Consider the following 24,200-nt stretch of genomic DNA (forward strand, 5'->3'; position numbering starts at 1 on the left):
CCACTTTACAAATTATAACTGGTAATAATTTTTACTTATGAACTGTTTCATTCAGGTGAAAATAGGATTAAGGTTTTTCAGTTAAATTCAAGCTGAAAGGTGGAGAATATGATGTTTGACATACCATGGAAGGTTTTTGAGAAGACAGGGAATGTTGAAGCATATTTATTGATGAAACAGGTAGAGGACTTAAAATCACACACACCAAAAGACAGTCATTCTAAGGATTTGTCGACATTAAACCCCAAAACATAATGAAAAGAGAGTGGTGAGGGGAATTGGAACAAGTTAATGGTATTATTTTAAGAACACAAGATTACGGCGAAACGAACAAAATTATAACATTTTTAACTGAAGAATATGGGATGATTAGCGCTGTTGCAAGAGGTGCTAAAAAGTCAAAAAGTCGAATGGCTGCGGTGACGCAGCCATTTATATATGGACAATACTTAGTTTATTTAAGTAAGGGGTTAGGCACTGTTCACCAAGGTGAAATATTACATAGTATGAGGCATATTAGAGAAGATATTGTTAAAACAGCCTATGCTACATATATGGGAGAATTAACAACAAAGCTTGTTAATGAAAGAGAACCAAACAGACCACTTTTTAATGAGTTGTTAATTAGTTTTGAAAGGATGGAAGAAGATGTACCGCCATTAGCAATTTCATTAATGTATGAATTGAAATTATATCACATTGGAGGCTTTGCGCCCGTATTACACCAATGTGTGAATGGGCATGAGAATGAACCTATTGCCGGTTTCTCTGTAAAAGAAGGTGGTGTAGTTTGTCAGCAATGTAAATACCGTGTTTCCGATTTGTTTGTGCTTTCACCGCATGTTTATCATGTGTTAAGATTGATGAGCAGTCGCAGCTTAGCAAATATTAAAGACATATCAATCAAGGAAGACTCGCTTAACTTAATCAAAACCATTCTAGAACAATATTATGACTATTATGGTGGAATGACCATTAAGTCAAAACGTTTCTTAGATCAAATTCATCTCTTTTAACCGCTCTCGTCACAGGAATAGCACGAGTCTCTAAGACCTCTAAAGGCCACGCTTTTGGGCCGAGAGATGCACCTTTAGTCTGGCTAGTAACGCTCCGAAGTAGGCTTCCTCTAGTGCAAAACACTAAGATGTTTAATCGATGAAGCTGTTTGGCTCTGATTTGTGCTGCGGCAAAGAAAACACTGCGACAAATGACCGTAGGGAAGTTTGAGCAGATGTTGCACTTGTGCCCTTTTGGTGAAAGCGTCCACCGAAAGCGAATCACAATAACAACAACGGACTTTAACAGAGCGTAATTTAAAAGAAATAGTATGACAAATTTTAAAAATATCACTCATTATTTAAAAAATCGCCAAAATAGTATATAATATATGCGGAAGTATGACATCATTAAAGGTGGTGAAAGGCGATGGACTTGACTCACCGTCAAGAGCAAATATTAGAAATCGTTAAAAAACATGGTCCGATTACAGGTGAAAATATTGCAGATGAACTAAACTTAACCCGTGCAACATTAAGACCAGATTTAGCCATATTAACTATGGCTGGCTTTTTAGATGCTAGGCCAAGAGTGGGATACTTTTATACAGGTAAAACAGGTAGTGAATTATTAACAGATAAAATTAAAAAGTTATCTGTAAGAGATTATCATTCCATCCCTGTTGTTGTTAATGATCAAGCAAACGCATATGATGCAATTACAACAATGTTTTTAGAGGATGTAGGGACTCTATTCGTAGTAGATCATCATGGGATGTTAGTTGGTGTGTTATCTAGAAAAGATTTGTTAAGGACAAGTATAGGACAACAAGACTTAACTGAGGTTCCTGTACATATCATTATGACACGATTACCGAAAATTAAAGTGTGTCAGAAAGATGACTTATTAATAGATGCTGGAATTAAGTTGATTGAAAACCAAATCGATGCTTTACCAGTTGTTCAAGAAAAAGGAAAAGGTTTAGAAGTCATTGGAAGATTAACGAAAACAAATATTACAAAAGCTTTTGTAGAGCTTGTAAAAAATGAAGACGTTTAAAGGGGGGAAAAGCAATGCACCCAAAAACTTTCTACATAATTTCTGATTCAGTTGGAGAAACAGCAGAGTTAATGGCAAAAGCGGCTATAAGTCAATTTACCGATGCCAATATGCAAATTCAAAGAATCCCATATGTAGACGACTTCGAAACTTTAGAAGAAGCGGTATATACAGCAAAAGACAACGGTAGTCTAATCGCGTATACATTAGTTAAACCAGAGTACCGACAAAGAATTGAAAATCTAGCAGAAGAGTTAGACCTTGTGACACTTGATTTATTAGGACCATTAATTGAAAACTTAGAAAATCATTTAGGACAACAACCTGTATTAAAACCGGGGTTAGTCCATAAACTAGATGAAGATTATTATAAACGAATTGAAGCAATTGAGTTTGCAGTAAAGTATGATGATGGACGTGATGCTAAAGGGATTCTTAAGGCAGATCTAGTTCTGATTGGAGTTTCCCGAACTTCTAAGACACCATTATCACAATTTTTAGCGCATAAAAAGTTGAAAGTGGCTAATGTGCCAATTGTCCCAGAAGTTGAGCCACCAGAAGAGTTATTTCAAGTCCATCCCAGTAAGTGTATTGGTTTAAATATTAGTGCAGACAAACTAAACCATATAAGAACAGAACGACTTAAGTCTTTAGGTTTGGATGGGAATGCTAACTACGCACAATATAACCGGATTCAAGAAGAAATAAGTCATTTTAACAAAGTAGTTGAGAAGATTGGTTGTAAAACAATTGATGTATCAACAAAGGCCGTTGAAGAAACAGCTAATGCTATATTAAGTACTGTGAAAAAATAAATTAAGTCTGGGAACAAGGTAAAAGGTGTCACCTCAATTAATCAACATTCAGGTTTTTTTAAGAATGTTAGAGAATCGCAAAAATCCGAACGAGTTCAGATCTAATGAATCGTTCGGATTTTCTATTGTTCCAATTAGTTTTAATCTCATTTTAAATTGGGTGTTTTCAAATACGTTTTCTTCTCAGGTTCGTTTCATTGTGTCAAACGACGACATTTTTTAGTTAAACTATTAGCGTTAAACAATATTTTGAGTTATAATTCATATTTGTGATGATTTAAACGAAAAAATGGCATGACTTAAAGTGATTAAAAACGCAAACGCTATTAAAAGAGATTATTTCTTAAAAAATGTCGATTCTTGAAGGGATTTAAGTTCTTTTATCGAATAAATAACTATATGGTGATCTATATGCAACATAAAATCCCAGATGAACTCATTGATCAAATCGTATCTAAAAATGATATTGTAGATGTGATTGGTGAGCATATCCAACTGACAAGGAAAGGTCGGAATTACTTCGGTCTGTGTCCATTCCATGGTGAGAACACACCTTCATTCTCAGTATCCCCCGATAAGCAAATTTTTCATTGCTTCGGGTGTGGTAAAGGTGGGAATGTCATTAAGTTTACCATGGAATTAGATTCGATTTCATTTATTGAAGCGGTTCAAAACCTAGCTGACAAAACGGGTGAACCACTGCCTGAACAATATGTCCAAGGTTCCAATGAGCCTTTTTTATCTGATGCTTTGAAAACAGCATTAGAAGGGTATGAATGGTCGACTAAACTTTTCCATCATGTCTTAAAATATACTTCAGACGGAAAAGAAGGGCACAATTATTTACAAAAAAGAGGATTTGAACAAAGCGATATCGAACAGTTTCAATTAGGATACTCGCCAAACAAGGATCAATTCTTATCAACATTCCTACAGAATAAAGGTTTTAAACTCGAAAACTTGTTAGAGGTAGGTTTATTGAGTAGCCGAGATGGGAATACCTTTTTTGACCGTTTTAAAGGTCGAGTTATATTCCCAATCCAAAACCATCAAGGTAAAGTTGTCGGTTTTGGTGGACGAGCCATTGAAGATGGAATTGAACCAAAATACTTAAACAGCCCTGATTCTAAGCTTTTCCAAAAGGGGAAACTTTTATACAACTTTTATGAAGCTAGGAAACATTTTCAAAAGCAGAAGGAAGTTGTGTTATTTGAAGGATATGCTGATGTTATAAAAGCCTACCAAGCTAATGTTTATCATGCTGTGGCCACTTTAGGAACGAGTTTGACTAAGTATCAATCTAACCTTTTAAAGCGCTATGTTGATCGTGTTGTTATTTGCTTTGATGGTGATCAAGCTGGTAAGGATGCGAGTTACAAAACAGCTGAGCAACTTAAAGAAGTTGGATTAGATGTGTTAGTTGCCAATGTTCCATACCAAATGGACCCTGATGATTTCATTGATACTTATGGACCTGAGAAATTCCAAAACCAAGTTTTAGGTTCAGCTGAATCATATATTGCGTTTGCGTTAAACTACTTAAAAAAAGACTATAATTTACAAGCGAAACATGATCAATTAGCTTACATTGAAAAGGCGCTCGATTTAGTAGCAACCGTTGATCATGCAGTTGAACGTGATGTATATCTTAAAGAATTAGAAGAGACTTTTGACTTATATCGTGAAACCTTAGAAAACGAAATTATAGAGCGCAGAAGAATAAATAACCACCAGAATGAACAAGATAATCGTGTTAAGTATGATGAAAATAGGGAAAAACATACTAGAAAACGCGAAAAAATTTATCCAGCATATCAAAACGCAGAACGTCATTTAATAGCTCATATGCTTCAAAATGACTATATTGCAACTCAAGTGCAAGATCGAATAGGCTCTAAATTTAATATGCAAGAACATCAAGTATTAGTTACTTACTTATATGCATATTATGAGGAAGGAAATGAGCCTAATGCCAGTCGATTGATGGAGAAGTTGCCAGATGAGTCGTTAAAGCAGTTGGTTGCTGAATTAGCTGTTTTATCTATAAATGAATCATTAGAGAGAGAAGAATTAGATGATTATTTGTTTGCCATTTTGAAAGAGGCAGATATTGACCAAGAAATACGGTCTTTAGAAAAAATGTTAAAAAATGCAGAAAAAGAAAGTGATCCTAAATCTGCTGCGAGAATAGGTATGAAAATTCTAGAATTGAGGAAAAAAAGTAATAAATCCAAGCTGTAGCAGTCGGTTTGGAAGGAGGGGTATCATGGCTGAGAAGCCAATAGAATCAAAAGAAGTTGGACAAGATCAAACTCAAGAGCAGGATTTAACTGTTGATCAAGCAAAAGAACAGTTACTTGAAATGGGTAAAAAACGAGGTGTGCTCGTTTACGAGGAAATTGCTGATAAATTAGGTCACTTCGACCTTGACTCTGAACAAATGGATGAATTTTATGAGCAATTAGCTGACCAAGGGATCGATATTATTGGCGAAAATGATGATCCAAATATACAAAAAATCGCTAAAGAAGAAGAATTTGATTTAACTGATCTAAGTGTACCTCCAGGTGTGAAAATTAACGACCCTGTTCGTATGTACCTTAAAGAAATTGGTCGGGTTGATTTACTTTCAGCTGATGAAGAAATTGAATTAGCCAATCGAATCGAACAAGGTGATGAAGAAGCAAAACGACGTCTTTCTGAAGCTAACTTAAGACTAGTAGTAAGTATTGCAAAGCGTTATGTAGGTCGAGGAATGTTGTTTTTGGACTTAATCCAAGAAGGTAATATGGGTCTGATTAAGGCCGTTGAGAAGTTCGATTACCGAAAAGGCTTCAAGTTCAGTACGTATGCGACTTGGTGGATTAGGCAAGCTATTACAAGAGCTATTGCTGACCAAGCGAGAACAATTCGTATTCCTGTTCATATGGTCGAAACAATTAATAAATTAATTCGTGTTCAGCGACAATTACTACAAGACTTAGGACGCGAACCAGTACCAGAAGAAATTGCTGAAGAGATGGACTTAACGCCTGACAAAGTACGTGAGATTTTAAAGATTGCTCAAGAACCAGTCTCATTAGAAACACCAATTGGTGAAGAAGATGATTCACACTTGGGTGATTTCATTGAAGACCAAGAAGCGACTTCACCCTCAGATCATGCAGCTTATGAGCTTCTTAAAGAACAGCTTGAGGATGTGTTAGATACATTAACAGACCGAGAAGAAAATGTGTTAAGATTGCGTTTCGGTTTAGATGATGGAAGAACACGTACATTAGAAGAAGTAGGTAAAGTGTTTGGTGTTACAAGAGAGCGTATTCGCCAAATTGAGGCTAAAGCATTAAGGAAGTTAAGGCACCCTAGCCGAAGTAAACGTCTAAAAGACTTTTTAGAATAACCTCTCCTTATCTTCGGAGGTGCAAAATGGGAAATGGTGATCACAAGCAAGTTATTATTGATGAGATCAAACATTGGAAGCAATCTAAATTATTGCCAGCAGAGTATTGTGATTTTTTATTAGCTTTATATACGTATGGAGAAGGGGTAGAAGAAAGTACAGAACCAAAACAAAGAAGATCACACCATGTCTTCTTTTACATTGATATCGTTCTTTTACTACTCCTTCTACCTCTATCATTAATTTTGATGATCGTGTATCAATTTGGAATGGCATTAGACATTTTAATCTACACGGTGATATTGCTTGTAATTTCATTTCATATTTATTGGTACAAACGTAAGTCAAAATCATTGATTCATATACCAATTATGCTATTTTTTTTAGTCTTATTAATTAGTACTATTTCAATTATTCATTCATTGTATGGACAAGGCTTTGTTTTAAATACAGCAGTAATCTTTCACTGTTTACTATGGATTGTAACAGGCTTTGTTTTTAGGTACCATTATTTGATTGCTTCTGGTTTTATTGGGGTTATATTATTTATGATTTTCATATTTTTATAATAAATTTCACATTTTAACCCTTTCCGTTGAACGCTTTTTCGAGTAAAATATATATAGTTTTGGGATACATATTAGGTGACATAAGGAGGAAGAAAACACATGAGCAGAAATCCAATTATACCATATGTAACAATTGCAATATTAGGTATTGTTGCAATGATTGTTATGGGTGGTATTGGCTTAGATCAATTGCGCCATGCTGAGGATGCAACTGAAGAGACAGAAGAAACAGCAGAAAATCCAGAAGCGATTTATGAACAAAACTGCATGTCCTGTCACGGTGGCGATTTAGAAGGTGCAAGTGGTCCAGAGCTACAAGGTGCTGGTGACCGTTTCTCAATTGAAGAACTAGAAGACATTATTGATAATGGTGTTGAGGGAAGTTCAATCATGACTGGAGACTATGCGACCACTGAAGAAGCAGAGATATTAGCTGAGTGGATAATGGAACAGTAACATCTTAAATAAAGAAGTCCAGGAGCATGTTTGTAAGACGACCTTGCAGACGACCGTTTCTGGACTTTTATTTTTAGAAAAATTTAATATTAAATTACAGGAGAATAATTATGCAGGAGATTGGTTTATCTAAAAGGCTCAACAAAGTTAAGGATATGATTCCTCATGAGGTTCAAACTTTCGCAGATATTGGCTCAGATCATGCTTATTTGCCGTGCCAAGTATGTCTAGAACGTCCAAATGTATTTGCGATTGCAGGTGAAGTAAATGAAGGGCCATATCATGCGGCAGTACACCAAGTTGAATCAGCACAACTAACGGAAAGAATTGATGTAAGATTAGGTGATGGGCTCCAAATTCTTGAGAACAGAGAAGTTGATTGTATCACAATTGCTGGTATGGGTGGCTCATTGATTACAAATATATTAAAACAAGGCATGCACGTATTAGAAGGTGTTAAAACGTTAGTATTACAACCAAACATTGATGCTAGTTCTATTCGGCAATTCGCAATTGATTACCAGTATGAAATCATTAATGAAGATGTCATTTTAGAAGATGGCTATATTTATGAATTAGTCGTCTTAACACCTAGTGACACCTCAGTCGATTATACTGGAAAACAAATATATTTAGGACCTGTTATGTTACAATCAAAAAATAAGGCATTTTATCAAAAATGGAAGCAAGTCTATTACAAAAAGAAATCGATCATCGAACAGATGAAACAAGCAAAACAGCCTAATGAACTAAAAATTAAAGAGTTCAAACAACAAATACAGTGGATTGAAGAGGAGGTTTTTAATTAATATGCACGAGGCAAAAGTGAAAGACGTCATTAAAATAGTTGAAGAAATGGCTCCTAAGCATTTGGCTTTTGAAGGTGATCCAATAGGTTTACAAGTAGGTGATTTTAATGGAAAAGTAAAGCGTGTCATGGTTGCATTAGATGTGTTAGAAAATGTAGTTGATGAAGCTATTGTTAAAGAAATCGACTTAATCATTGCGCATCACCCCTTTATTTTTAAACCGTTAAAATCTATTGACATAAATAGTGAAAAAGGCAGGATAATCAAGAAGCTTATTAAACATGATATTACTGTTTATGCTGCTCATACAAACTTAGATATCACAAGCGGTGGCGTCAATGACATGTTAATGAATCAGTTAGGAATTGAAAGTGAAGGTGTTGTTGTGTCGACTGAGAAAGAACGACTTTATAAGCTAGTCATCTTCGTGCCGACTACTCATGAAACTGAACTAAGAGATGCTTTAGCTGAAGCTGGTGCGGGTCATATTGGGAACTATAGCCATTGTACTTTTAATAGTGAAGGCTTTGGAACGTTTAAGCCACAGGAAGGGACAGATCCTTTTATTGGTTCAACTAATCAGTTAGAAAAGGTGAATGAATTAAGGATGGAAACGATCGTACCAGAGTCACTACTGGGCCAAAGTATTCAATTGGCTAACGAAGCTCACCCATATGAAGAAATGGCATATGACCTTTACCCACTTCAATTACAAGGTGAGGATAAGGGACTAGGTAGAATAGGACGATTAGAAAGTCCTAAGACATTAGAGGAGTTCGCTCAAGACGTTAAGCATTCTTTTAACGTTCCACAGTTAAGGTTTGTTGGGGACCCTAGTAAAAAAGTTAAAAAAGTAGCAGTTATTGGTGGAGATGGTAATAAATTTATAAATCAGGCTAAACTTAAAGGAGCAGATGTGTTAATAACAGGTGATGTATATTACCATACTGCTCATGATGCTCTAGGGATTGGTTTAGCGATGATTGACCCAGGACACCATGTCGAACAAGTGATGAAGCAAGGACTAATGAATATTCTTGAAGAGAAAGCGAATGATCATCAATTTGACCTTGAGTTCACCTCATCAGGCCAAGTAACTGAACCTTTTCAGTTTTTATAATAACTAATAACATTGAATATTTAAAATCTTTTTACTTATTTATGTTTTATTGACAGTAAGGCGACCGATTGATAACCTACTAATAATATTTAGGAGGAGAGGAGAATGGTTAATCGTGTGGGAAAAGAAATTTGCTAAAGAAGGTTTAACATTTGATGATGTATTATTATTACCTGCAAAATCAAATGTCGTGCCACGAAATGTTGATGTAACAACAAGTCTTACAAACACTCTAAACTTAAAACTACCAATGATTAGTGCAGGTATGGATACTGTTACAGAAGCAAAAATGGCGATTGCAATGGCTCGTAATGGGGGATTAGGTGTCGTTCATAAAAATATGTCAATTGAGGAGCAAGCGGATCAAATTGACAAAGTAAAACGTTCTGAACGAGGTGTGATTACAAATCCATTTTACTTAACACCCGATCATCAAGTATTTGATGCAGAACATTTAATGGGAAAATACAGAATCTCTGGTGTTCCAATTGTTAACAATAAGCAAGATCAAAAGCTTGTAGGAATCATTACTAATCGTGATCTACGTTTTATTAACGATTATTCAATTACTATTTCAAAAGTAATGACTAAGGATAACCTTATAACAGCACCAGTTAACACTTCTTTAGAAGAAGCGGGGCATGTTTTACAAAAACATCGAATTGAAAAACTACCGTTAATCGATGATGAAGGTGTGTTAAAAGGATTAATTACGATCAAAGATATTGAGAAGGATGTAGAGTTCCCTAATTCTGCTGTCGATTCGCACGGAAGGCTACTTGTAGCTGCTGCTGTTGGAGTTTCAGGAGATACGGATGTTCGAGTTGAGAAATTAGTTCGCTCAGGTGTTGATGCTTTAGTGATCGACACTGCACATGGACATTCTCAAGGCGTTTTAGAGACAATTAGTCAAATCCGTCAGAAATATCCTAATGTAAATATCATCGCAGGTAATGTTGCCACAGCTGAAGGCACAAAAGCCTTAATTGATGCTGGTGCAGATGTCATTAAGGTTGGGATAGGACCTGGTTCTATTTGTACAACACGGGTAGTCGCTGGTGTTGGTGTACCTCAGATTACAGCAGTTTATGACTGTGCTACAGAAGCAAGAAAGCATGGTGTTCCAATAATTGCTGATGGTGGTATTAAATACTCAGGCGATATTATTAAAGCCCTTGCAGCAGGTGGACATGCAGTTATGCTTGGAAGTATGTTAGCTGGTACGACTGAAAGCCCAGGAGATATCGAGATCTATCAAGGTCGTCGTTTTAAAGTATATCGAGGAATGGGTTCAGTTGCGTCTATGGAAAAAGGAAGTAAAGATCGTTACTTCCAAGAAGATTCTAATAAATTTGTCCCAGAAGGAATAGAAGGAAGAGTGGATTACAAAGGTCCAGTGGCTGAAACACTATTCCAAATGATTGGTGGCATTCGTTCAGGAATGGGATATTGTGGAACAGATACTTTACAAGACTTAAGAGAAAAAGCCCAATTTGTGAAAATTACTGGAGCAGGCTTAAAAGAAAGTCATCCACATGATGTTCAAATTACAAAAGAAGCTCCTAATTACTCTGTATAATTCAATAAAAACACATACGATTAACCATATAGCTTTAATATAGTATGGCTTCATATATCCTCACTAATAGGGAGTGAGAGTCTCTACCGGGTTACCAATAACAACCTGACTATGAAGGCAGTATTTCTTATTACAATTCTGCCTTCTTCCCCCTTTTAGGAAGTAGAATTGTATTTTTTTATGGTTAATCTAGTTCTAAGAAAAAACAAAAGGTGGAACTAGCATGAATTCAATTGATGAGAAAATTATTGTTTTAGACTTTGGTAGTCAATATAATCAACTTATTACAAGAAGGATTAGAGAACTTGGAGTTTATAGTGAACTATACTCTAATCAACTAACCGCAGAAGAAATTAAAGAAATGAACCCTCAAGGCATTGTTTTATCCGGAGGGCCAGGAAGTGTTTATGATGACAACTCTAAACAGATTGATGAAGCGATTTTTGATTTAGGGATTCCGGTTTTAGGTATTTGTTACGGAATGCAGTTAATGGCTAAACAATTAGGTGGCAAAGTTGAAAAAGCAAGTCATCGTGAATATGGAAAAGCAACACTTAAAGTCGAACATTCATCTAGCTTATTTCAAGCCTTACCTGATGAACAAGTTGTTTGGATGAGTCATGGTGACCTTGTAACAGGAGCGCCAAGTGATTTTACAGTAGATGCTACAAACCCTTCATGCCCGGTCGCATCGTTTAGTCATGAAGCGAAACATTTATACGGTGTACAATTCCACCCAGAAGTAAAACACTCAGAACACGGGAATGATTTATTAAAGAATTTCGTTTTTAATGTTTGTGACTGTGATGGCGAATGGACGATGGAAAATTTCATTGAACTTCAAGTTGAAAAAATTCGTGAAGAAGTAAAAGACCGTAAAGTGTTATGTGCTTTAAGTGGAGGTGTTGATTCATCAGTTGTAGCTGTTCTGTTACATGAAGCGATTGGTGATCAATTAACATGTATTTTTGTTGATCATGGGTTATTAAGAAAAAATGAAGCAGAAGATGTCATGAAGATGTTTGAAGAAGGATTTAATATTAATGTTATTAAAGTTGATGCTAAAGATCGCTTTTTATCGAAGTTACAAGGTGTAAGTGACCCTGAGGAAAAACGCAAAATAATCGGCAATGAGTTTATTTATGTTTTCGATGATGAAGCAGAGAAACTTAAAGAAATGGACTATTTAGCACAAGGAACGTTATATACTGATATTATAGAAAGTGGAACAGATACAGCCCAAACGATCAAATCACACCATAATGTTGGTGGGTTACCGGAGCATATGGATTTCAAATTAATTGAACCATTAAAAACGTTATTTAAAGACGAGGTTCGAAGACTAGGGGAAGAATTAGGAATCCCAGAGCACATCGTTTGGCGTCAGCCTTTCCCAGGGCCAGGTTTAGCCATCCGTACTTTAGGTGAAGTAACAGACGAGAAGCTTGAGATTGTTCGTGAATCGGATGCTATTTTACGTGAAGAAATTAAGTTAAATGATTTAGAGAAAGATGTGTGGCAATATTTTACTGTATTGCCTGGGATCCAAAGTGTTGGTGTTCAAGGAGATGAAAGAACATATAATCATACAGTAGGAATTCGCGCTGTTACATCAGTTGATGGAATGACTTCTGATTGGGCTCGTTTACCTTGGGATGTTCTTGAGAAAATCTCAAATCGTATTACGAATGAGGTGAGCGGTGTGAACAGAGTCGTGTATGATATTACAAGCAAACCACCAGCTACTATTGAGTGGGAATAGTGGATAATTGATTAGAGAAATAATGGAGTGAGCCTAGTTTGCTCACTCCATTATTTTAAGTTTAGTTATACGCGTTTTTTAGGCTTGACTTTAGGTAAAATTTTATTATTTGTAATCTTACTATTTTGGTCCCAAGTTAAATCGTCTTGTGGATTGTATTGTTCAATAAATTTAATAACCTCTTTAGTTATTGGAGTAGGTGTAGAAGCGCCCGCAGTAATAGCAACTGTTTCACAACCTTCTAACCATTCACGTTTAATTTCAGATACATCAGCGATTCTGTACGCTTCTGTATTAGCTTTTTCTTTAGACACTTGTGCTAAGCGATTGGAGTTATTGCTTTTCGGGTCACCTACTACTAAAGTTAAATCAGCTTCTACCGCCTGTTCTGCCACAGCTTCCTGGCGAACTTGAGTCGCCATACAAATCTCTTGAATCATCTCAGTTTGTGGATACTTTTCCTGTACTTCTAACATAATGTCGTAAACATCCCATTGACTCATTGTCGTTTGGTTAGTCACAACAATTTTTGAATCTTTCGGTAAATCTAAATCATGTACTTCTTCTTCAGTTTGGATTAAATGTACATGATCAGGAGCTACCCCAACAGCGCCCTCAGGTTCCGGGTGTCCCTTCTTACCTATATAGATTACCTCATATCCTTCACCGACTTTTTCGCGGATAAGATCATGTGTACGTGTTACATCAGGACAAGTTGCATCTAAGACAGTGAGTCCTTTATCTTCAGCGACTTTTTTAACTTCTGGTGACACACCATGAGCTGTAAAAATAACGGTTCCTTCATTTACGTCTTGAAGGAGTTGATCACGAGTGCGGTCTTTACCATCTAAAGTAATCACACCTTCGTCTTCAAACGCTTGTGTGACATGACTGTTGTGTACAATCATACCTAGTATATATATTGGTCGTGGTAAATTAGGATCTTTTGCAGCATTACTCGCAATGACCATAGCATCAACCACACCATAACAATATCCCCTTGGAGCAATTTTAATGACTTCCATGAAATCATAGCCTCCTCATATAATTCATCTCTATTCGTTATTATAATGGTTATAGACTACTTTGACAAAATCTTTCTATGAGTAGCATTTATAATTTGTGTCATTTATAATGTAATTTGATAGCAAAGGAGTTCTGAGTGAATATGAAAAGATACTTTCAATCGTATGATTTAAAACCAAACACGCTTGAGGTCATTGAACAGTTAGGCTTCAAACATCCAACTGAAATACAACACAGAGTGATCCCTCAAGCGTTAAAAAAGAAAAATATGATCGGACAATCCCAAACTGGGACAGGAAAAACACATGCTTATTTAATACCTATGTTTAACCAAATTGACTTTGAACTAAATGATGTACAAAAATTAATCATTGCACCAACAAGAGAATTGGCGATGCAAATATTTGAAGAAGTAAAGAAGGTGAGTGATCTTTCTAATGAGCAATGGACAGCTAAGCTTGTCATTGGTGGTACAGATAAACAAAGATTAAAACAAAAACTTCAAAATCCGCCACATATCATTGTTGGAACTCCAGGGAGGGTTTTAGATTTTATAGAGGAAGGAGCTATTAATCCTTCTACAGTAAATAGTGTAGTCATTGATGAGGCTGATTTATTAATTGACCTAGGTCTAATTGATGAAGTTGACCAAGTGTTGTATCGAATGCATGAGGATGTTCAGACGATGATATACTCAGCAACGATTCCAAAAGGATTACAACCTTTCTTGAAAAAATATTTAACAGCTCCTGAACACATTCAAATTGATGAGAATGTGTTAAGTCCTGAGCAGTTAGAGCACCGCTTAATACCATTAAGGCATAGAGCACCTGCTGAAATTATTGTAGAGGCTTCAAAGTTAATAAACCCTTATATAGCCTTAGTTTTTGTGAATAAAAAAGAACACGCTGATGAATTAGCCAAACAATTACTTGATCGTGGAATTGAAGTCGGCGTTATACATGGTGGTTTAAAACCGCGTGAACGTAAACGAGTTTTAAAGGAATTAAGATCGTTAAGGTATCAATATATTGTAGCGACTGACCTAGCTGCAAGAGGGCTAGATATACCTGGAGTTAGCCACGTGTTTAACGCAGAGATGCCGTTTGATGTTGATACTTATATCCACCGGGTGGGGCGTACAGCTCGAGCAGGTTTAGAAGGTACTGCTGTAAGTTTTTATCAGGAAGAAGACTTAGATCTTATCGAATCATTAGAAGATCGTGGTATAGAATTTCTGAATTATGATATTAAAAAAGGTGAATGGGTCGAAGTTAAAAAGTGGAATGAGCGTAAACAAAGACAGAAAAAAGAGAATGAATTAGAATCTGAAGCATGGAAAAAAGTTAAAAAACGTAAAAAAGTTAAACCAGGTTACAAGAAGAAAATGAAAAATGAGAAAGAACAAATCAAAAAACAATTAAAAAAAGATCAATATAAAAAGGGAAAACGTAGATAGAGAGGGGATATTCAAATGAAGTTAGGATCACACGTATCAATGAGTGGGAAGAATATGTTACTTGGTTCGAGTGAAGATGCGATCTCATACGGTGCTAATACTTTTATGATTTATACAGGAGCTCCACAAAATACGCGTCGTAAAGCAATTGAAGAATTAAATATTGCAGCTGGAAATCAACATATGGCTGAAAATGGCATTGAAGAAATCGTTATTCACGCACCGTATATTATCAATATTGGGAATACAACTAAACCAGAGACCTTCAGCTTAGGTGTTGACTTCCTCCGCTCAGAGATTGAGAGAACTGAAGCCATTGGTGCTAAACAAATTGTTTTACACCCAGGTTCACATGTTAAAGAAGGTGTTGATAAAGGAATAAATAAAATTATTGAAGGTCTAAATGAAGTATTTGGTGAAAAAAGAGATGTTCAAATAGCACTTGAAACAATGGCAGGTAAAGGATCTGAGGTAGGGCGTAGTTTTGATGAATTAGCTCAAATTATTGATGGAGTCACGCATAATGAACGTTTGTCTGTATGCTTGGACACTTGCCACGTACATGATGCTGGATATGATATCGTTAATGATTTTGATGGTGTTCTTAAAGAATTTGATGATATTATTGGTCTTGATCGTCTAAAAGTTTTACACATTAACGATAGTAAAAATGAACGTGGTGCCCGAAAAGACCGACATGAAAATATCGGATTTGGTCACATCGGCTTCGAGGCACTGCATGACATTATTCATCATGATGAATTAATGCACTTACCGAAAATTTTAGAAACACCTTTTGTTGGTACAGACAAAAAGAATAAGAAGCCGCCATATAAATTTGAAATTGATATGCTAAAAGGTGATAGCTTTGATGGCGAATTGAAAGATAAAATTATGGAACAATAACTTATAACCAGTTATCCAATTGATATTCCTTAGCTAGCCGGTATAGTAGTTGATATGCTTGGTCTGCTTCTTTTTTACCAATATTTTTCTCAATAAATTTAAATGTTATTAATCGATCCTTCTCTTTGAAAGGGTCGATTTTTTCTTTTTTTATGAAGTCTAAAATAGACGTTGCATCTTGAACATGTATAGGAATACCATATTCACGACTATACTTAACCACTTCTTGTGGACTAGCATGATATAGCTTAGTCGTAATTAATTGTTTAAGCATTTAAAAACACCCTTTATATTTCCAGTGATGTTTATGTATATGCGATGTAGGGAAAGGTGTGTTTCTATAACTGTTTTGTTTGATTCTTCATCGAAATTTCGTTAGTGTATCTCCTTTGGTCCAAAAGTTACCAATGACTTGTTGGCCAGAAAGGAAAGGGTGTTTTTGTGAAATTAAGGCATTATACAATATTATTTATGATGGTGACTATATTGGTATTTGTTGTGAACAATAACTATTATGAAGGCAAAATAGACGAATTGAAAGAAGATATGAGCATCTAAAGACACAACAAGAGTCAATTCAAAGTCAAAATGAGTATTTTCAAACAGTCAATCTGAAATGGGATTCTGATGTTTCTTATCGTAATTGGAATGACATTGAAATGCAGGCTAATATAATGGTTGAGGATAGCGAAGGGTTATTTGAGAAATCTTGGGCGATGTTCTTAATTCAAAAAGCGAACGCTAATGATTTGGATCCATTCATTGTTTATGAACTCATAAAAATAGAAACAGGCGAAACGTTTGATCCTGAGTTAGTTGGGCCTCCAACTGAGTATGGACATGCTTATGGTTTATCACAATTTATGGAAAATACTGCGCCTTGGATTGCTGATATGGCGGATTTACCTTATGAAAAAGAGTTACTGTTTGAACCGACTTACAGTATTCAGTTAGCAGTTGTATACCTAGATTTCTTATATAGTGAATATGAAAATTGGGATGAAGCTTTAACAGCATATCATCGTGGAATTGGTGGATTAAAGCAATACCAAGAACAAAATGGGCATGCTAAAAGTTGGTATGCCATTGAGATTCAACAGAAAGCTGAGAATAATCGGAGTCTTGTCTTTGCTAATTAATTCAATGGCGCTCTGAGTATAATTTAATGACTACCTCACACACTAAGTGTACTCTTAGGAAAGTGAGGGAAGAAAAATGAGCAACGATGATCGACATCCTAGAAGTTACAGTGAAGATGACAATTATTTTGATCAAAACAATAATAACTTCAATCCAACTAATGATCCCATCACTGGCGTTCATAACGCAGAAGCTGAAATAAATAATCGTAGTGACGACGTAGAATTCTCAAGTGATGCAGCAACATTTAATCCAGATGAATTAGATGAAGAAAAGATGAAGAAAGAAGATAAAGAGTCCCATTATGAGGAACATGTTGATGCTGGTTGGGGTTGGATTGCCCTGGCAGTATCGTTACTTTCTTTTTTCGTATGGACATTACTATTTGCCGTAGTTGGTGTAGTGATGGGTATTTATGCTAAACGTCGTGGTGCTAATACACTTGGTAACATTGCAATTGGTTTAGCCATTGCAGCAGTAGCAATCCGAATGTTTTTATTTCCAGTAATATAGATCAAGGGTCTGCTTTAAAAGCAGACCCGTAATTTTTATTTATAAAATTGTTGGGATAGATCCACAATTAGACAAAAGTGATTAAACGTAAAATTGTGCCGCTATTCAAACAAATAGTTTAAAGCCATAAAAGAAGGCCTACCATATTGGTAGACCTTCTAAATATTATGCTTCTTGTTCTTCTTTTTGTTTTTGATAATGCTCTTCAGCCAATTTATCGACTTCTTTCTTTAACTCATCAACCATAATTTCCTCAGGCACTTTTCGGATAATTTCGCCATGTCTAAATAATAAACCTTCGCCACGTGCACCGGCAATTCCAATGTCAGCTTCTCTTGCTTCACCAGGACCATTTACTGCACAACCTAGGACTGCCACTTTAATAGGTGCTTTAATGTTCTGGATATATTCTTCAACCTCATTTGCAATCGAAATTAAATCGATCTCAATACGTCCACAAGTTGGGCATGAAATCAATGTTGCGGCATTTGATGCTAGACCAAATGATTTCAATAATTCCTTAGCTACTTTTACTTCTTCAACGGGGTCTGCACTTAAGGAAATTCTTAATGTACTTCCAATTCCTTTGCTTAAAATGGCCCCTAAACCAGCAGCACTTTTTACTGTTCCAGCAAACAATGTACCTGATTCAGTGATTCCTAAGTGGATTGGGTAAGAAATTTCTTGAGCAGCTTTCTCATAAGCTTCAACTGCTAAATGAACATCAGACGCTTTTAGAGATACAACGATATTATGGAAATCAAGGTCTTCTAAAATTTTAATATGGTGAAGTGCACTTTCAACCATCGCATCTGCTGTTGGGTAACCATACTTCTCTAATAAATGACGCTCTAATGAACCAGCATTAACACCAATTCTAATGGGAATTCCTTTTGCTTTAGCAGCGTTTACAACTGCTTCTATACGTTCGCGCTTACCAATATTCCCTGGATTAATACGAATTTTGTCTGCACCGCCTTCAATGGCTTTTAAAGCTAAGCGGTAATCGAAGTGAATATCTACTACTAATGGGATATTGATTTGTTTTTTTATTTCAGGAATTGCATCTGCTGCTCTCTCATCAGGACAAGCTACTCGAACCACTTGGCATCCTGCTTCTTCTAGACGATGTATTTCTTTAACAGTTGCTTCTACATCGTGTGTTTTAGTTGTCGTCATTGATTGAATGACAACTTCATCTTTACCACCAATCATAACATTACCAACACGTACGGGCCTTGTATCTTTACGATGTATAATCGTAGACATCATACAACTCTCCTTTTATAAACAATGGAAAATATTATAAACCTCTCCATAAATGATAATAACATATCTTTAGTTTAACATGCTAACTCTGTTAACTGCTATAATAAATATATAGTGTTTTATATGTCAGAAAAATGAATTAAAATATATAACAGAAGGGAGAGAGTATTATGTTAGAAAGTGTACTAGGCGTATTTTTATTAACGCTTATTGCCATGTTTTTCTTTTTTGGTGAGATCTTAATTCGTATGAGGGGATTGGGTGCATTAATTGGTGTCATCACAATAGGATTGTACTTTTCAACTTATCTGTCAACGACTGACATGATTTTAGTTGGTTTAGGTTTTGCTTTAGGACTTGTGTTAATCATTGTTGATGGAAAGTTTATTGGTGATGGAATTATGGGGGTTATTGGCTTTTTAGTTGTGATCTTTTCAGTTGCATTTGCAGCCCCAAATGGATTATATGCGACATATAGTATTGCAGGGGTCATTTTAGGAGCATTAAGTAGTCTTGTTTTACTAAAAGTTAATGCGTTGCCTAAACGTACGATGTGGAAAAAGATGGCGTTAAAAGACCAATTAACGAGTGAAAAAGGTTATAATACAATGAATGAGTCATATAAAGAACTGATTGGCAAGACAGGAGTTACAGAAACGGTATTAAGACCTATTGGCACAATTAAGGTTAATGATGAGAGGCTTAGTGGTGTGTCAAATGGACAATGGATTGAAAGTGGCGAGCAAATCAAAGTTGTTAATGTAGATGGAACTAAGATCTTAGTTGAAAAATTAGAAGAACAGTGAAGGTGTATCTCTTCACTGTTCTTTTTGTTGAGGGATGTTTTTTAATACCATGTATAGAATAATAAAACTACCTAACCAAAAGATGATGCCAGATATGTCTTGTTGGAAGCCAGTCCATTGAATAAGACTAACAATCAAAGTAGGTAAAGTAACTACGTATACTGATAATTTCCAGACTTCGCTATACGTTGCTTGACGATTTATTGATTTAATTCCGACCAAACCAGCTAATGCCAATAAGGAAACCTCAGCCAGTTTAATGACAATTGAAAGGATTAGATAAATGAATGAAGAAACAAAAATTAATGTTAATATAAACTGATCCAAACCTTGGACGAGTTCAAGTAAATTGAAGTCGCCGTTTGTCAAAACATCGTCATATAAGAATGAATAATGGTTTCTTTCAGTTATTAATGTTGCCTCGTTTTCTTGTAAATACAAGATGATACTATTACTCGCATTTTCAAAGCCTTCTTGAGTAATTGCTATTGATATATCATCATCTTCATATAACTCTTCATGATCATTAAAAGTTAAACTATCACCCTCATAATTAAAGTTCAGCGATTCGACATATTCTGAGTTATTAAGTTGATTAACGGCATGTTGTGAATCAACTGCCATAATAACTGCATATGGAATAGCTAAGATTAACATTAAGGTGAACAAATACAATATTGATTTCCTTATTTTTTCGAAACGAAAAGTCGCGATGTTCTTAAATTCATATAAGCTCCATATAAATCGTTTAAATATATTCACATTCATACAATTCCTCCCATACAACTGTCTTAATAATAACTAAGAAGCACGTTGCAAACAATAACTTTATCTCTAAAATTATATTGAAATTAGCTATTGTAAAGTTTTTGTAAAGAATGTCGAAAAGAGGTTTACTTTAGCGTGCGATAAGAAACATAATGGACTTGTTGAAATCGACATAAACAAACATATTTTTGATCTGAGGTGAGGAATGTGGAAGATATTTCAGTTCAACAAATGATTTTTTTATTTGTTGGGGGATTAGGTCTTTTCCTATTTGGAATTAAGTACATGGGGGATGGTTTGCAACGTTCCGCTGGAGATAAGTTAAGAGACATACTTGATCGATTTACGACTAATCCATTTATGGGTGTATTAGCTGGTATTGTTGTTACGGTATTACTTCAAACAAGTACTGGTACGACAGTGTTAACGATCGGATTAGTCAATGCAGGCTTCATGACATTAAGACAAGCAATCGGAGTGATCATGGGAGCGAACATAGGTACAACAGTAACCGCATTTATTATTGGTATTGATATATCTGCCTATGCCTTGCCGATCCTTGCAGTTGGAACATTTTTACTTTTCTTCTTTAAAAATAAAAAAGTCGTTTACTTTGGACAGACTGTTTTCGGTTTTGGTGCGATTTTCTATGGCTTAGAGTTAATGAGTGATGGTTTGAGACCATTACGTGATTTTCAAGCATTCCAAGATTTAACTGTAACCATGAGTGATATACCATTACTGGGAGTGGCAATTGGTACAATATTTACAGTTAGTGTTCAAAGTTCAACTGCAGCTATTGGTGTGTTACAGTCATTGCATGCAGAAGGAGCAATTGAATTACAAGCTGCAATACCTGTACTATTTGGCGATAATATTGGTACGACTATTACAGCAGTGTTAGCAGCAATGGGAGCAAGTGTAGCCGCTAAACGTGCTGCTGCTTCTCACGTTATCTTTAACTTAATTGGAACGATTGCATTTTTATTATTACTCATTCCTTTTACAGCGGTAGTTGAATGGTTTAGAGACATATTAGTGCTAGAGCCTAGAATGACCATTGCTTTTGCACATGGAATATTTAATGTTTCGAATACTGTTATTCAATTCCCGTTTATTGCGTTGCTTGCATTAATAGTAACTAAATTAGTTCCAGGTGAAGACACGGCAATTGATTCTAAACCAAAACATCTAGATCCGATCTTTTTAGAGCAATCTCCTTCGATGGCTATTTCTCAAGCGAAAGCAGAATCGATTCGAATGGGTGAGTTAGCTATAGCTGGATTAGAGAATACTAGAGAATATTTAAACACTAATCAACCGAAGTATTCAGAGATTGCATTATCTCTTGAGGATGGAATTAATAACTTAGATAAGAAAATTACGAATTATTTAGTGCAAGTATCAAGTGCTGATATTACTGAAGCGGATAGTGATACACATTCAACGGTTGTAGATGTTGTTCGTGACATGGAGAGAATTGGGGATCATTTTGAGAATATTGTTGAACTGAATGAATATAAAATTACAAATAAAGTTCTTTTAACTGAACGAGCTATGGAAGATTTAAATGAGATGCTTGATTTAACAGTTGAAACAGTCTCACAAGCGATTGAATCGTTTGAGAAAGGTGATGTTGAATTAGCTAAAAAAGCTATGGAAAAAGAGGATAAGATTGATGAAATGGAACGCGTTTATCGTAAAAAGCACATTATGCGACTCAATGAAGGTGAGTGTTCAGGAACAGCTGGTATTATCTTTGTCGATATTATTAGTAACCTTGAACGTATTGGGGACCACGCATTAAACATTGCTCAAAAAGTTAATGAAAAACAATAAACATGAAAAACTAAGGGATTCAGATTTCCCTTAGTTTTTTTATAGGCACCGTTAAAATATAGACTAAAATTAAATTATTTCGTAAAAAATATTCAACAATGTTGACAAGGGTTTAGTATCGTGGTAAATTATATCTCGTCGCTGTTAATAGAGAATGATTAAAACGGTCGATAATTTTTATTTTTCCAGCGTAGCTCAGTGGTAGAGCAGTTGGCTGTTAACCAATTGGTCGCAGGTTCGAATCCTGCCGCTGGAGCCATGGCGGTGTAGCTCAGCTGGCGAGAGCGTACGGTTCATACCCGTGAGGTCGGGGGTTCGATCCCCTCCGCCGCTACTTATTATTATACATACAAATATATGGCGGTCGTGGCGAAGGGGTTAACGCACCGGATTGTGGCTCCGGCACTCGTGGGTTCGATTCCCACCGATCGCCCCATATAAAGTGGACCCTTAGCTCAGCTGGTTAGAGCTATCGGCTCATAACCGATCGGTCGCAGGTTCGAGTCCTGCAGGGTCCACCATATAATTTAATATTCGGAGGAGTACCCAAGTCTGGCTGAAGGGAGCGGTCTTGAAAACCGCCAGGGGTGTCAAAGCCCGCGGGGGTTCGAATCCCTCCTCCTCCGCCATAATAAATCAAGCTTAATGAAAGCTTGTTTTTTCTTTTTTACGGGAGGAAAGACTAGGAAACCTCGATATGTTTTGTCCAGTCGTTTTCAAATTGCTTGTAAAAGTTGACGATATTCGGTAAATAGTCTTTTAAATCTGGACAATGAATATTTGCCTGATTAAGTTCATTGATCGCTTCAGTACAATCATAGTCAGAGTCACAGTAAAAGTAATCTAATGCCTCTTTTTCAACACGAAACCACCTTCTAAATATCGAAAACGATAAAAATAATCTTCCTGCTGTTAAGGGAACATTCCCAATTGGCTTCTTACCTAAATAACTTTTTGTAAACATCTCATAAACGTCCTGAGCGTGATATGGATTTGGGTCTGTTAAATGAAATGTCTTACCTACTGTCGTTTCACTGTGTGCTAAATGCATCGATCCTTTTATAATATAATCAATTGGAACAAAGTTAGCTAATGCGTTTCCTTTACCTAAATACGGAATGACTGGAACTGCCCTTATACGCCTTAAATAATTCAATATAAAATACGGTCCATCAAATTTACTTGTTGTTCCATGCTCGGAATTGCCAATCACAATTCCAGGCCTGATAATCGTGATTGGCACTTTGGATTTAATGGCTTCTGTCATCTTTTCTGCTTGGAATTTCGTTTGTTCGTAATGATTTTTAAAAGTTTGGTCTTGATCTAATTCATGTTCGTAAATTTTTCCTTCTCGTTTTCCTGATACATATGCCGTACTAAAGTAAATATATCGTTTTAAGTTTTTACATTGTTGGGCAAATGAATTAACATTAGCTGTACCAGTAACATTAACTTTATCTGCTTGGTCAAAAGGCGCTGCTAAGTCATATAGTGCGGCAAGGTGAAAAATGTGGGTGACTTTTTGATTAAGTAGTTCTAATTCTTGGGCTTGCACGCCGATGTTCGATTTAGTTATATCACCTTTAATGATTGTTATTTTATGGGTTGATTTTTCTTCTTCAATTGAAATTTTCTCTAATAATTGTGTAGCGTCATCTACCTTCTCGTTTAAAACAAGCAAGTAAATATGGTCATAGTCATTGTTTTCGATAATAAAGCGAATTAAATTAGCAGATATGAAGCCGGGGAATCCGGTGATTAAATATGTATCATTCATAGATATCACTCCTTAATATTATTTTATATAATTCAGAATATTAAATTCAATAGATATTATGAGTTTAATTGATCTAATCTTTGGGTATTTGGAATATATCACCACTTTTAATGCAAAAAACTTGCATATAAA

General features: G+C 35.7%; 23 protein-coding genes, 5 tRNA genes and 1 riboswitch. Of the genes, 23 read left to right on the plus strand and 5 right to left on the minus strand.

Annotated features, from left to right (window positions below; translation table 11 throughout):
- Positions 1 to 111: 111 nt before the first annotated feature.
- The 12 genes from ABDZ63_RS05455 to guaA all read left to right on the plus strand — a co-directional run bounded on the left by ABDZ63_RS05455 (position 112) and on the right by guaA (position 12,565).
- Positions 112 to 255 carry a YqzL family protein gene (locus ABDZ63_RS05455; RefSeq protein WP_343782292.1) on the plus strand — a complete coding sequence of 48 codons (144 nt, stop codon included), beginning with the start codon at positions 112 to 114 and terminating at the stop codon, positions 253 to 255.
- A gap of 23 nt (positions 256 to 278) precedes the next feature.
- Complete coding sequence (recO, locus tag ABDZ63_RS05460; protein WP_343782293.1) at positions 279 to 1,016, plus strand: DNA repair protein RecO; 738 nt, start codon at positions 279 to 281, stop codon at positions 1,014 to 1,016.
- Positions 1,017 to 1,425: 409 nt separating this feature from the next.
- Complete coding sequence (gene ccpN, locus ABDZ63_RS05465; RefSeq protein WP_343782294.1) at positions 1,426 to 2,055, plus strand: transcriptional regulator CcpN; 630 nt, start codon at positions 1,426 to 1,428, stop codon at positions 2,053 to 2,055.
- A gap of 14 nt (positions 2,056 to 2,069) precedes the next feature.
- The gene (locus tag ABDZ63_RS05470) at positions 2,070 to 2,870 is read left to right on the plus strand and encodes a pyruvate, water dikinase regulatory protein (RefSeq protein WP_343782295.1); all 801 of its coding nucleotides are present in this window, start codon (positions 2,070 to 2,072) and stop codon (positions 2,868 to 2,870) included.
- A 411-nt stretch (positions 2,871 to 3,281) separates the two neighbouring features.
- Positions 3,282 to 5,111 (plus strand): DNA primase, encoded by a 1,830-nt coding sequence (gene dnaG, locus ABDZ63_RS05475; RefSeq protein WP_343782296.1) that lies wholly within the window; start codon positions 3,282 to 3,284, stop codon positions 5,109 to 5,111.
- Between the two features lie 25 nt (positions 5,112 to 5,136).
- Entirely contained in the window at positions 5,137 to 6,270 is a 1,134-nt protein-coding gene (gene rpoD / locus ABDZ63_RS05480) for an RNA polymerase sigma factor RpoD (protein ID WP_343782297.1), read from the plus strand.
- Between the two features lie 26 nt (positions 6,271 to 6,296).
- The gene (locus ABDZ63_RS05485; RefSeq protein ID WP_343782299.1) at positions 6,297 to 6,839 is read left to right on the plus strand and encodes a hypothetical protein; all 543 of its coding nucleotides are present in this window, start codon (positions 6,297 to 6,299) and stop codon (positions 6,837 to 6,839) included.
- A gap of 99 nt (positions 6,840 to 6,938) precedes the next feature.
- Positions 6,939 to 7,295 carry a c-type cytochrome gene (locus ABDZ63_RS05490; protein WP_343782300.1) on the plus strand — a complete coding sequence of 119 codons (357 nt, stop codon included), beginning with the start codon at positions 6,939 to 6,941 and terminating at the stop codon, positions 7,293 to 7,295.
- Between the two features lie 110 nt (positions 7,296 to 7,405).
- Entirely contained in the window at positions 7,406 to 8,104 is a 699-nt protein-coding gene (locus ABDZ63_RS05495) for a tRNA (adenine(22)-N(1))-methyltransferase (RefSeq protein WP_343782301.1), read from the plus strand.
- A gap of 1 nt (position 8,105) precedes the next feature.
- On the plus strand, positions 8,106 to 9,224 hold the full coding sequence (locus tag ABDZ63_RS05500) for a Nif3-like dinuclear metal center hexameric protein (protein ID WP_343782302.1): 1,119 nt from the start codon (positions 8,106 to 8,108) through the stop codon (positions 9,222 to 9,224).
- A gap of 115 nt (positions 9,225 to 9,339) precedes the next feature.
- Positions 9,340 to 10,803, plus strand: coding sequence for an IMP dehydrogenase (gene guaB / locus ABDZ63_RS05505; RefSeq protein ID WP_343782303.1), 1,464 nt, complete (start codon positions 9,340 to 9,342; stop codon positions 10,801 to 10,803).
- A 30-nt stretch (positions 10,804 to 10,833) separates the two neighbouring features.
- Positions 10,834 to 10,935, plus strand: a riboswitch (purine riboswitch).
- 91 nt (positions 10,936 to 11,026) lie between these two features.
- A complete protein-coding gene (gene guaA, locus ABDZ63_RS05510; protein ID WP_343782304.1) occupies positions 11,027 to 12,565 on the plus strand; it encodes a glutamine-hydrolyzing GMP synthase in 1,539 nt (512 codons plus the stop codon).
- Positions 12,566 to 12,630: 65 nt separating this feature from the next.
- Here guaA and ABDZ63_RS05515 read toward each other — a convergent pair whose 3' ends face one another.
- Complete coding sequence (locus ABDZ63_RS05515; RefSeq protein WP_343782305.1) at positions 12,631 to 13,590, minus strand: 4-hydroxy-3-methylbut-2-enyl diphosphate reductase; 960 nt, start codon at positions 13,588 to 13,590, stop codon at positions 12,631 to 12,633.
- A gap of 143 nt (positions 13,591 to 13,733) precedes the next feature.
- Here ABDZ63_RS05515 and ABDZ63_RS05520 point away from each other — a divergent pair, with 143 nt between their 5' ends.
- Both ABDZ63_RS05520 and ABDZ63_RS05525 read left to right on the plus strand, forming a co-directional pair.
- Positions 13,734 to 15,050, plus strand: coding sequence for a DEAD/DEAH box helicase (locus ABDZ63_RS05520; protein WP_343782306.1), 1,317 nt, complete (start codon positions 13,734 to 13,736; stop codon positions 15,048 to 15,050).
- A gap of 15 nt (positions 15,051 to 15,065) precedes the next feature.
- Positions 15,066 to 15,956 (plus strand): deoxyribonuclease IV, encoded by an 891-nt coding sequence (locus ABDZ63_RS05525; RefSeq protein WP_343782307.1) that lies wholly within the window; start codon positions 15,066 to 15,068, stop codon positions 15,954 to 15,956.
- 1 nt (position 15,957) lies between these two features.
- On the opposite strand, the gene ABDZ63_RS05530 is transcribed toward ABDZ63_RS05525, so the two are convergent.
- A complete protein-coding gene (locus ABDZ63_RS05530; RefSeq protein WP_343782308.1) occupies positions 15,958 to 16,230 on the minus strand; it encodes a DUF2624 family protein in 273 nt (90 codons plus the stop codon).
- A 385-nt stretch (positions 16,231 to 16,615) separates the two neighbouring features.
- On the opposite strand from ABDZ63_RS05530, the gene ABDZ63_RS05535 reads away from it, so the two are divergent.
- Positions 16,616 to 17,095, plus strand: a complete 480-nt coding sequence (locus tag ABDZ63_RS05535; protein ID WP_343782309.1) for a transglycosylase SLT domain-containing protein — start codon at positions 16,616 to 16,618, stop codon at positions 17,093 to 17,095.
- A 76-nt stretch (positions 17,096 to 17,171) separates the two neighbouring features.
- Positions 17,172 to 17,609: a hypothetical protein gene (locus ABDZ63_RS05540; protein ID WP_343782310.1), complete on the plus strand. Its 438-nt coding sequence runs from the start codon at positions 17,172 to 17,174 to the stop codon at positions 17,607 to 17,609.
- Positions 17,610 to 17,774: 165 nt separating this feature from the next.
- Here the strand turns inward: ABDZ63_RS05540 and ispG are convergent, their stop codons facing one another.
- Entirely contained in the window at positions 17,775 to 18,878 is a 1,104-nt protein-coding gene (ispG, locus tag ABDZ63_RS05545) for a flavodoxin-dependent (E)-4-hydroxy-3-methylbut-2-enyl-diphosphate synthase (RefSeq protein ID WP_343782312.1), read from the minus strand.
- A 170-nt stretch (positions 18,879 to 19,048) separates the two neighbouring features.
- On the opposite strand from ispG, the gene ABDZ63_RS05550 reads away from it, so the two are divergent.
- Positions 19,049 to 19,684 carry an NfeD family protein gene (locus ABDZ63_RS05550; RefSeq protein ID WP_343782313.1) on the plus strand — a complete coding sequence of 212 codons (636 nt, stop codon included), beginning with the start codon at positions 19,049 to 19,051 and terminating at the stop codon, positions 19,682 to 19,684.
- 12 nt (positions 19,685 to 19,696) lie between these two features.
- On the opposite strand, the gene ABDZ63_RS05555 is transcribed toward ABDZ63_RS05550, so the two are convergent.
- Entirely contained in the window at positions 19,697 to 20,452 is a 756-nt protein-coding gene (locus ABDZ63_RS05555) for a DUF1189 family protein (RefSeq protein WP_343782314.1), read from the minus strand.
- Between the two features lie 231 nt (positions 20,453 to 20,683).
- On the opposite strand from ABDZ63_RS05555, the gene ABDZ63_RS05560 reads away from it, so the two are divergent.
- From ABDZ63_RS05560 to ABDZ63_RS05585, 6 genes are all read left to right on the plus strand, one after another.
- Positions 20,684 to 22,291 (plus strand): Na/Pi cotransporter family protein, encoded by a 1,608-nt coding sequence (locus tag ABDZ63_RS05560; protein WP_343782649.1) that lies wholly within the window; start codon positions 20,684 to 20,686, stop codon positions 22,289 to 22,291.
- Positions 22,292 to 22,475: 184 nt separating this feature from the next.
- A tRNA-Asn gene (locus ABDZ63_RS05565) sits at positions 22,476 to 22,550 on the plus strand.
- A gap of 1 nt (position 22,551) precedes the next feature.
- Positions 22,552 to 22,625: transfer RNA gene (locus ABDZ63_RS05570), tRNA-Met, on the plus strand.
- A gap of 26 nt (positions 22,626 to 22,651) precedes the next feature.
- Positions 22,652 to 22,727 (plus strand) — tRNA-His (locus ABDZ63_RS05575).
- Between the two features lie 8 nt (positions 22,728 to 22,735).
- Positions 22,736 to 22,812 (plus strand) — tRNA-Ile (locus tag ABDZ63_RS05580).
- Positions 22,813 to 22,827: 15 nt separating this feature from the next.
- Positions 22,828 to 22,920: transfer RNA gene (locus ABDZ63_RS05585), tRNA-Ser, on the plus strand.
- Between the two features lie 53 nt (positions 22,921 to 22,973).
- Here ABDZ63_RS05585 and ABDZ63_RS05590 read toward each other — a convergent pair.
- Positions 22,974 to 24,068 (minus strand): SDR family oxidoreductase, encoded by a 1,095-nt coding sequence (locus ABDZ63_RS05590; RefSeq protein WP_343782315.1) that lies wholly within the window; start codon positions 24,066 to 24,068, stop codon positions 22,974 to 22,976.
- Positions 24,069 to 24,200 lie beyond the last annotated feature (132 nt).

Origin of the sequence: Alkalibacillus silvisoli, from assembly GCF_039521975.1 — a bacterium.
GTDB classification, from domain to species: Bacteria; Bacillota; Bacilli; order Bacillales; family Alkalibacillaceae; genus Alkalibacillus; species Alkalibacillus silvisoli.